Consider the following 9,447-nt stretch of genomic DNA (forward strand, 5'->3'; position numbering starts at 1 on the left):
TCGCTTAGGCAGCGAGAGCGTAGTCGCGCTGATGTGAATCGGCGCTTATATGGTTGCAACGACGCTTACGGTGGTCTCTTGCCTGCACCGGCACGCTTCCCTTGATTCGATGCGCGAAGTCGAAACCTTTCAGCCCCTCGCACTCCCACCGACTTTCGGCAGGACAACCAATGGTACGCCGCCATCAACGAGCGGCAACGGGATTATCTTCCGTGCCGAGGCTGCGGTCAGATCACGAAGTTCAGGTGCTCGACGATCTTGGCCCCCAGATCTTTGTCGCCGGCCAGGTCGATTTCCTCAGCACGGGCGGGGCTCATGGGGCGCCCGCCGGCGAGCCTGGTGAACTGCAGCCCGTCGAGCCGGATCGTCGCCGTCGGTTCCTCACCACCGAAGTCGTCGACCAGCCGAGCGCGACCGTCCACGTTGACGCGGATGCTGCGGGCCAGCGGACCGGTCAGCTCGAACAGGATGCGCGAACCATCGGGCGCTTTGGCGAGCCTGCCCACGACGTAACCCATCGTGGCAGCCACCTCGTCGAGGGACAGCTGCGACGCGAGCCCGTCGAGCTCGTCGTCGGACGACGGCCGCAGCAACGCCTGGCGCATGTCTTGCTCGTGCATCCAGCAGTCGAACACCCGGACACGCATGAACCGCCCGTAACTCTCCGGGCCCACCGGCGTCGGCGTCAGTGCGTTCCACTCATCGTCGGACATGCTCGTCAAGGCTGTCCGGCGTTTGCCGGTCACCGCGCGCAATTGCTCGAGAACGCTGCCGCCCGATTCCTCGCTGAGGTGGCGGACCCAGCACTCGTTCATCACCCCGATGTCATTGCGCACGTGGTCGAGCGTCGAGACGTCCATATCGGGCTGGGGGGCCGCAATGCCGGCCAGGAATGACTCGGTGCCGATGATGTGCGCCACCACGGCCTTCACGTCCCACCCGGGCAGCGGCGTCGGCGCCTGCCAGCGGGTCTCGGGCAGCCCATCGAGCAGCGCGTCGATGGAGTCCCACACGGCGAAAAGGCCAGACAGCACGTCGGACTTGTCGACTCGAGTGATAGGGCGGTCTGCCATGGTCGGATATTAGGCCGATCACTTCCCCATCGACAGACCGACCCGCGCGACGGTGGTAAGGCGCGTCACAGTCCTCAGCTTGCGGCGATCATCGCCACTGAACCCATAGCCATCACCATGCCCACTCCCTGGCAGCGACTCACCCGCTCGCGCAGCACCACCATCGCCAGCACGACCGTTGCCGCCGGATACAGCGAGATCAAGATGCTGGCCAACGAGAGCAGCCAGGTGTGCAGCGCCAGCAGCATGGAAACGTTGGCGCAGATGTCCAGCAGCGCCACGCCGAGTGCCAGCTTGAGTGGCTTTCCGCGCGGCAGTCGCAGGTTTTTGCTGAACCCCGCCATAACGACCACCACCGCGGTGGCGGACAGCCTGGCGAACACCAGCGGCCAGAGTTTGCAGGCGTGTGGCGCCTGATGAAGGAAGACCAGGTTCAGCCCCATCGCCGACCCGGCCAGGACCGTGAGCCATGCCACCTTCGGGGTGAATCGATATGGCGTGGTGCCCACGACCGTGGCCTCGCGGCTGACCAGCATTACCGCGATCAGAGCCAGGACGACGCCCACCGCGGCCGCCTGTCCGGGCCGCTCCCCCAGGGCCACTCCGACCGCAACCGGCACGGCGGCGTTAAGGACGGCCGCCAACGGTGAGACCACCGATATCGGCCCGGCACCCAGCGCCGCGAAGAACGCCCACATGCCGAACGCCATGCCGATGCCGTACAGGCAGCCCCAAAAGAACGCACCAAGCTGGATCGGGCCACCCACGACGATGGCCGCCGCACCAAGCAACACTGTCTCGATCGGGTAGGCCACCAGCATCACGCGCAACGCGGACACCCGTCGAGCGGCCACACCGCCCACGAAATCGCTTACGCCGTAGGTAACGGCCGACAGCTGGGCGTAAGCGGCCCCGATCAGTTCATGCCCTTCGCTCGGCGACCCAGTTCACGAAGCACTTCGCGCTGCGCGTCCCGGCGGGCCATGTCCTGGCGTTTGTCGTGCGCTCGCTTGCCTTGCGCTAGAGCCAGCTCGACTTTGACCTTGCCCTCGGAGAAATACAATGACAGTGGCATCAGGGTGAGGTTACCATCTCGTATCTTCCCGACCAGTCTGTCGATTTGTTGCCTATGTAACAACAACTTTCGGTTGCGACGAGGATCATGATTGGTCCAGCTACCATGCTGGTACTCGGGAATGTACAAGTTACGCAACCACACTTCGCCGTCGTCAACCGTTGCGAACGCGTCGGCTAACGACGCATGCCCCTCCCGCAGACTCTTAACTTCGGTGCCCTGCAATGCCACTCCGGCCTCGAACAACTCGATGACCGAATAGTTGTGCCGCGCTTTGCGATTGGTGGCGATGATTTGTTTGCTACCACGCTTGCCGCCAACCGCCTTGCCGCCGCGGGAATTGTTGGCCACAGCTATCGCCGTATGTAAAGGCGCAGCGTCGCGTAGGCCGTCAACGCGGCCATCGACACGCCGAGCAGAAACAGCCACGGCGAGATGTAAAGGATGTCGGCGTAGTCGACCCGGGCGATCAAATTAGCTTGGTAGAACTGGTTTAGCGCATTGTCCAGGAACAGTGCCCGCACCACGATCAAGCCGACGATCGCGATGGCCACACCCACGGCCGCGGCGAACATCGCCTCCACCAGGAAGGGCAGCTGAGTGTACCAGCGGCTGGCCCCCACCAGTCGCATGATCCCAATCTCCGTGCGCCGCGTATACGCAGCGACCTGAACCATGTTGGCAATCAACAGGATTGCTCCGACGGCCTGAACCAGTGCGACAGCGAACGCGACATTGCTCAAGCCGTCCAGGACCGCGAACAGCCGGTCGATCAAATCTTTTTGATTGAGCACGGAAAGCACCCCGGGCTGGCCCTGCATCGCGGAATCAAAGTCCTTGTGCTGCTCGGGGTTATTGAGCTTGACGATGAACGACGCCGGGAAGGAATCCTTGCCGGCCACATCCTTGTACTGCGGGAACTTCCGGATCGCGTCCTCGTAGGCGTCCTGACGGTTGAGGAACCGCACCGACTTGACGTCGTCGCGCCGTTCGATCTTTTCCCGCAGCGCCTTGCACGGGTTGGTGCCGCAGGACGGGTCGTTGGCCGAGACGTCCTCAGTGAGGAAGACCTGCGTCTCGACGCGGTCGAGGTAGATGGCCCGCGAGTTGTCGGCCAACCGAACCACCAGCAGACCGCCGCCGAACAGGCCGATCGAAATCGCGGTCGTCAGGATCATCGCGATCGTCATGGTGACGTTGCGACGAAGCCCGGTCAGGACCTCGTTGAGCAGGAAGCCGAAGCGCACTTAGCGGTCCATCCCGTAGACGCCGCGCTGTTCGTCGCGAACCAGCCTGCCCAAAGACAGCTCGACGACCCGCTGCCGCATGGAGTCGACGATGTGGTGGTCGTGCGTCGCCATCACCACCGTCGTGCCGGTGCGGTTGATCCGCTCCAACAAATCCATGATGTCGTTACTGGTGTCCGGGTCGAGGTTGCCGGTGGGCTCGTCGGCCAGCAACACCAGGGGCCGGTTGACAAACGCGCGGGCGATCGCGACCCGTTGCTGCTCGCCACCCGACAGCTCGTCCGGCAGCCGGTTGGCTTTGCCGGACAGGCCGACTGTCTCGAGGACGTCGGGCACCACCCGGTTGATCGTGTCGGTGCGTTTGCCGATGACTTCCAGCGCGAAGGCGACGTTCTCGTACACCGTCTTTTGCTGCAGCAGCCGAAAATCCTGGAACACGCAGCCGATCACCTGGCGCAGCTGCGGTACGTGCCGACCAGGCATTTTGTTGACATGGAACTTCGACACCCGGACGTCGCCGGTGGTCGGGTTCTCCGCGCCCAGCAGCAGCCGCATGAACGTCGACTTGCCCGAACCCGACGGGCCGATCAGGAAGACGAATTCACCCTTGTCGATTTTGACGTTGACGTCGTCCAACGCCGGACGCGCCGACGCTTTGTACTTTTTGCTGACATGGTCCAGGGTGATCATCACGGCACGCCAGTGTAGCGGTGAATTTCGCTGGTCGGCGAAAGTCAGCTGGTGGGTGGCGCAGGTGTGGGCACCGGACCGGGCCCCGGCTGCGGTTGCTGCGGGGCTGAGGGGGTCGGGCTCGCGCTTGGCGGGCAGAAGGGTGGCGGCAGCAGACATGGCGGCGTCGGCAGCACGAACGGCGGCGGCGGCGTGGTGGTCACGGGCGGCGGCGGCACCGTGGTCGGGGTCGGGGACACCGCGGTGGTCGGGGTCGGCGTGATCGTGTCGGTGGCCGGGGGCTGCTGCACCCGGCTGCGCGGCACCCAGGTGTAATTCGGGTCGGGCACGAAACCGGGCGGCACCACCTGCGTGGCCGGAGGGCCGCCGTGCGTCGATTCTTGCGGGCGGTAGGTGTCGTAGACCCACCACACCGCCAGGAACGCGATGATCAACACGAAGGTCGACGTGCGCATCCGCCCCCTGAACATGTAGCTCGGCCAGCGCCGTTCCGTATCTTCGCTGCGCTTCTCGAGGATGTTCAGCGTGAACTTCACCGCTGCTGCACCCGATCCTGGGTTTTTTCGTGCGCTGTCGCGTCTTCCTTCTCCAAGGCGGCCTGGGCGGCAGGGACGGCGGGATCTTCGACCAGGCCCACCGTGGCGTCGGCCGCGGTCACGATACCGGCGCGCGCGAGCGCCCGAATGACCAGCACACGCAGCTGCCGGCCCGCCTCGAACTGCTTGCCGGGCAGCGTGCGGGCGACCATGCGCAGGGTGACTGTGTCGACTTCGATCCTTTCCACCCCCATCAGGGTGGGCGCGTCCAGCAGCAACTCACCCAGCAACGGGTCGTCCAGCGCGCGCTCGCACTCCTGGTGCAAGACCTCGTTGACCCGGTTCAGGTCGGCGCTGGTCGACACGGGGATATCCACCACCGCGCGTGCCCAGTCCTTGGAGAGGTTGACCGTTTTGACGATCTGCCCGTTGGGGATGGTAAACACCTCTCCGTCCGAGGAGCGCAGCCTGGTCACCCGCAGCGTCACGTTCTCCACGGTGCCGCGCGCCTCGGCAGCGACCCCGCTGACGGTCAGCGCGACCAGGTCACCGAAGCCGTACTGCTTCTCGACGATGATGAAAAACCCCGACAGTAAATCCTTGACCAGCTGCTGAGCACCGAAACCCAGCGCCGCACCCAGCACGGTGGCCGGCGCGATGAGCCCACCCACGGAGAACTGCAGGACGCCGCCGATCTCAACGATGACCCAGATGGCGATCACCACGATCGACACCCACTGGATCACCGACGCCACGGCCTGGCGGTGCTTGGTCGCCTCCGACCGCACCAGGGCGTCGCTTTCGGCGAAGCCCTCGTCGAGCTGCCGGGTCACGTGTTGGGCCACCCAGGTGACGAAGCGGACCGCCAGCACCGCCGCGATCAGGAGCATCACGATCCGCAGACCCCGGGTGATGATCCACTCACCGATTTCGCCGCGCCAGAAGTCGTGCCAGCGCTGTGTCATTGCCGAAGCAAGAAGAGTTTTATCCGTCGTCATCTTTTCGGTTGCGCCACCGGATCCCCGCTTCGAGGAACCCGTCGATGTCTCCGTCCAGAACAGCCGCCGGATTGCCCACCTCGTACTCGGTTCGCAAATCCTTGACCATCTGATACGGGTGCAGTACGTAGGAGCGCATCTGGTTGCCCCAGGAGCTGCCGCCCTCACCTTTCAACGCGTCGAGCTCAGCGCGCTCTTCTGATCGCTTGCGCTCCAACAACTTTGCCTGAAGCACCCGCATCGCCGAAACTTTGTTCTGCAGTTGCGATTTTTCGTTCTGGCAAGTGACCACGATACCTGTCGGGATGTGGGTCAAACGAACCGCGGAGTCGGTGGTGTTCACCGACTGGCCGCCCGGCCCGCTGGAACGGTAAACGTCCACTCGCACGTCGCCTTCCGGAATGTCGATGTGGTCGGTGGTCTCCACCACCGGAAGCACCTCGACTTCGGCGAACGACGTCTGACGCCGGCTCTGGTTGTCGAATGGGCTGATCCGGACCAGCCGATGGGTGCCCTGTTCGACGGACAACGTGCCGTAGGCGAACGGAGCGTGCACGGCGAACGTGGCGCTTTTGATGCCGGCCTCTTCGGCGTAGGAGGTGTCGAACACCTCGACGGGATATTTGTGCTGCTCGGCCCACCGGATGTACATCCGCATCAGCATTTCGGCCCAGTCGGCGGCGTCCACCCCGCCGGCACCGGAGCGGATGGTGACCAGCGCCTCGCGCTCGTCGTACTCGCCGGAGAGCAGAGTGCGCACCTCGGCGGCCTCGATGTCGGCGCGCAGCGCCTTGAGTTCGGCGTCGGCCTCGGCGAGGGCTTCGGTGGCGCCTGCCTCCTTTTCTTCGGCTGCCAGTTCGTAAAGCACCGGCAGGTCGTCGACGCGCTGACGCAGCTCCTCGATGCGCCGCAGTTCGCCCTGGGTGTGGGACAGCTCGCTGGTCACCCGCTGCGCGTTGGCCTGGTCGTTCCACAGGTTGGGATCCGACGCCTCGTGCTCGAGCTCTTCTATGCGGCTGCGCAGACCGTGCACGTCGAGCACCCGCTCCACCGTGGTCAGGGTGGAGTCGAGGGCGGCGATGTCGGCTTGACGGTCGGGTTCCACAGCCGACCACGTTACCGGCGTCTCGGCCCGCGGCGAATGCCCAGGTCGAGACCGGCGGCACTGTGGCCCCCGGATCAGCGTTTAGCATCAAGTGACCATCACGTGCGCCCGCGACTGCGATGTGACAGCCCCTCGCCACACCGGCGGGCAGGAATAGAAAGCTCGAGTATGCGCCCATATCACGTCGCCATCGTCGGCTCCGGACCGTCGGGTTTCTTCGCCGCGGCATCGTTGCTGAAGGCGGCCGACGCGTCGGAGGACATCGACATGGCCGTCGACATGCTCGAGATGCTGCCGACGCCATGGGGGCTGGTGCGCTCCGGCGTGGCGCCCGATCACCCCAAGATCAAGTCGATCAGCAGCCAGTTCGAAAAGACCGGCGAAGACCCCCGTTTCCGTTTCTTCGGCAACGTCGTGGTGGGCGAACACGTCCAGACCGCCGAACTCGCCGAGCGTTACGACGCGGTGATCTACGGCGTCGGAGCGCAGTCGGATCGTGCACTGAACATTCCCGGTGAGGACCTGCCGGGCAGTATCGCCGCGGTAGATTTTGTGGGCTGGTACAACGCGCATCCCCACTTCCAGCAGATGGCGCCCGACCTTTCGGGCGGCCGGGCTGTCGTGGTCGGCAACGGCAACGTCGCCCTCGACGTCGCGCGCATCCTGGTGACCGACCCCGACGTGCTCGCGCTCACCGATATCGCCGATCACGCGTTGGAGTCGCTGCGCCCCCGCTGTGTCGAGGAAGTGGTGATCCTCGGCCGGCGCGGGCCGTTGCAGACCGCGTTCACCACGCTGGAGTTGCGCGAGCTGGCCGACCTCGAGGGGGTCGACGTGGTGGTCGATCCCGCACACCTGGCGGGCATCAGCGACGAGGACGCGGCGACGGTGGGCAAGATCGCCAAGCAGAACATCAAGGTGCTACGCGACTACGCGAGCCGCGAGCCCCGGCCCGGACATCGGCGCATCGTGTTCCGGTTCTTGACGTCACCCGTCGAGATCAAAGGCGAGGGCAGAGTGGAACGGATCGTGCTCGGCCGCAACGAGCTGGTCACCGAGAACGGGCGGGTGCTGGCCAAACACACTGGCGATCGCGAGGAGCTACCTGTTCAGTTGGTGGTGCGCGCGGTCGGCTACCGTGGCGTTCCCACCCCAGGGCTGCCGTTCGACGACGAGAGCGGGACCATACCCAACGCCGCCGGCCGGATAGCCGGCAGCCGCAACGAATACGTGGTCGGATGGATCAAACGCGGCCCGACCGGTGTGATCGGCACCAATAAAAAGGACTCGCAGGACACCGTCGACACCCTGCTGAAAGACCTGGCCGGCGCTGATGAACTCGCAGACTTCACCGAAAACCACGCCTACAAGCTCGCCGACTGGCTCGCCTCGCGCCAGCCGAAGCTGGTCACCTCCGCGCACTGGGAGGTCATCGATCGCCATGAGCGGGCGGCCGGCGAGCCGCACGGCCGCCCCCGCGTGAAACTGCCGAGCCTGGCCCAGCTGCTGCACATCAGCCACGGCTGACCCCCGCAGGATTTAGAGCAGCGGAGCCGACCACCGCAGCAGTGTTCCCCCCGTGGCGGCAGGGCTTTCGATCGTGAACTCACCACCGGCCTGCGTCGCCCGCCACCGCAGGTTCGTCAAACCACTGCCGGTGACCTCCTCGGGCATCCCGCGACCGTTGTCGCTCACCTCGATACACAGATCGTCGCCGACCGTAATCCGAACCATTACCGTGGTGGCCTGCGCGTGCCGAGCGGCGTTGCTGAGCGCCTCGCGGACCACCGCCTCGGCGTGATCGGCCAGCGTGCCGTCGACCACCGACAACGGACCGACGTATTGGACGGAGGTGCGCAGCCCAGAACCACCGAATTGGGCGATGGCCTCGTCGATTCGCTGCCGCAGCCGGGTGATTCCCTGTGCCGCTCCGTGCAAATCGAAGATCGTGGTCCGGATTTCCTGGATCACGCCCTGCAGATCATCAATGGCGTCGGTAAGTCGTTGCCGCACTTCCGAATCGCGTGCCCGCGGGACCGTGGCCTGCAACACCAGGCCGACCGCGAAGAGCCGCTGTATCACGTGGTCGTGAAGATCGCGCGCGATGCGGTCCCGGTCGGTGACCACATCGAGTTCGCGCATCCGGCGCTGCGCGGTGGCCAGCTGCCAGGCCACCGCCGCCTGATCGGCGACCGCGGCCATCATCTCCAGTTGTTCGGGCGTGAAGGAACCCGAATTGCCTTGGCGTAGTGCGACAACGACACCGGCGATGGTACCGGTGGCCCGTAGCGGCAGAATCAGCGCGGGGCCCGCATCCACGCCGTCCAACTCGATCCGGTCGATCCGTCGTGGCTTGCTGTCGACGAAGACGTCCCCGACCGATGTGCCGACCACGGGAATCGTTCGCCCAGCGATGGAAGCCACACCGCTGCCCACCGTTTCGATCACCATGAGCTCCGCCACGTCGGCTTCCGGTAAGCCCTCGTCGACCGGAACGGCCACCAGCGCGGCGTCGGCGGCGGTCAGCTCGAGCGCCTCCTCGGCGACCAGGCGGAACACCGTCGCGGGTTCCGTGCCGGACAACAATTCGGTGGCAATGTCGCGGGTGGCCTCTATCCACGACTCGCGCGTCTTGGCCTGCTCGTAGAGCCGGGCGTTCGCGATGGCAATCCCCGCGGCGGCGGCCAGCGCCTGAACCAGCACCTCGTCGTCATCGCTGAACG

General features: G+C 65.3%; 10 protein-coding genes. 1 reads left to right on the forward strand and 9 read right to left on the reverse strand.

The features are described from left to right. Positions 1-227: 227 nt before the first annotated feature. From ACLP4W_RS09740 to prfB, 8 genes are all read right to left on the reverse strand, one after another. On the reverse strand, positions 228-1,073 hold the full coding sequence (locus tag ACLP4W_RS09740; protein ID WP_442385932.1) for a maleylpyruvate isomerase family mycothiol-dependent enzyme: 846 nt from the start codon (positions 1,071-1,073) through the stop codon (positions 228-230). Between the two features lie 74 nt (positions 1,074-1,147). Beyond that, entirely contained in the window at positions 1,148-1,993 is an 846-nt protein-coding gene (locus tag ACLP4W_RS09745; RefSeq protein ID WP_442385941.1) for an EamA family transporter, read from the reverse strand. Beyond that, positions 1,990-2,499 carry an SsrA-binding protein SmpB gene (gene smpB / locus ACLP4W_RS09750; protein ID WP_442385933.1) on the reverse strand — a complete coding sequence of 170 codons (510 nt, stop codon included), beginning with the start codon at positions 2,497-2,499 and terminating at the stop codon, positions 1,990-1,992. Before smpB ends, ACLP4W_RS09745 begins: the two co-directional genes overlap by 4 nt. A gap of 2 nt (positions 2,500-2,501) precedes the next feature. Further along, positions 2,502-3,395: a permease-like cell division protein FtsX gene (gene ftsX, locus ACLP4W_RS09755; protein WP_442385934.1), complete on the reverse strand. Its 894-nt coding sequence runs from the start codon at positions 3,393-3,395 to the stop codon at positions 2,502-2,504. Further along, positions 3,396-4,085 carry a cell division ATP-binding protein FtsE gene (gene ftsE, locus ACLP4W_RS09760; RefSeq protein WP_442385935.1) on the reverse strand — a complete coding sequence of 230 codons (690 nt, stop codon included), beginning with the start codon at positions 4,083-4,085 and terminating at the stop codon, positions 3,396-3,398. A 44-nt stretch (positions 4,086-4,129) separates the two neighbouring features. Then, on the reverse strand, positions 4,130-4,621 hold the full coding sequence (locus tag ACLP4W_RS09765) for a hypothetical protein (protein WP_442385936.1): 492 nt from the start codon (positions 4,619-4,621) through the stop codon (positions 4,130-4,132). Continuing rightward, positions 4,618-5,619 (reverse strand): mechanosensitive ion channel family protein, encoded by a 1,002-nt coding sequence (locus tag ACLP4W_RS09770; RefSeq protein ID WP_442385937.1) that lies wholly within the window; start codon positions 5,617-5,619, stop codon positions 4,618-4,620. Before ACLP4W_RS09770 ends, ACLP4W_RS09765 begins: the two co-directional genes overlap by 4 nt. Further along, positions 5,606-6,724: a peptide chain release factor 2 gene (gene prfB, locus ACLP4W_RS09775; RefSeq protein ID WP_442385938.1), complete on the reverse strand. Its 1,119-nt coding sequence runs from the start codon at positions 6,722-6,724 to the stop codon at positions 5,606-5,608. Before prfB ends, ACLP4W_RS09770 begins: the two co-directional genes overlap by 14 nt. A 168-nt stretch (positions 6,725-6,892) precedes the next feature. Here prfB and ACLP4W_RS09780 point away from each other — a divergent pair, with 168 nt between their 5' ends. Next, positions 6,893-8,251 carry an FAD-dependent oxidoreductase gene (locus tag ACLP4W_RS09780; RefSeq protein ID WP_442385939.1) on the forward strand — a complete coding sequence of 453 codons (1,359 nt, stop codon included), beginning with the start codon at positions 6,893-6,895 and terminating at the stop codon, positions 8,249-8,251. A gap of 12 nt (positions 8,252-8,263) precedes the next feature. On the opposite strand, the gene ACLP4W_RS09785 is transcribed toward ACLP4W_RS09780, so the two are convergent. After that, positions 8,264-9,447, reverse strand: a 1,184-nt coding sequence (locus ACLP4W_RS09785) for a sensor histidine kinase (RefSeq protein ID WP_442385940.1), incomplete at its 5' end; no start/stop codon positions are given.

Origin of the sequence: Mycobacterium sp., assembly GCF_052145595.1 — a bacterium.
Taxonomy (GTDB): Bacteria; Actinomycetota; Actinomycetes; order Mycobacteriales; family Mycobacteriaceae; genus Mycobacterium.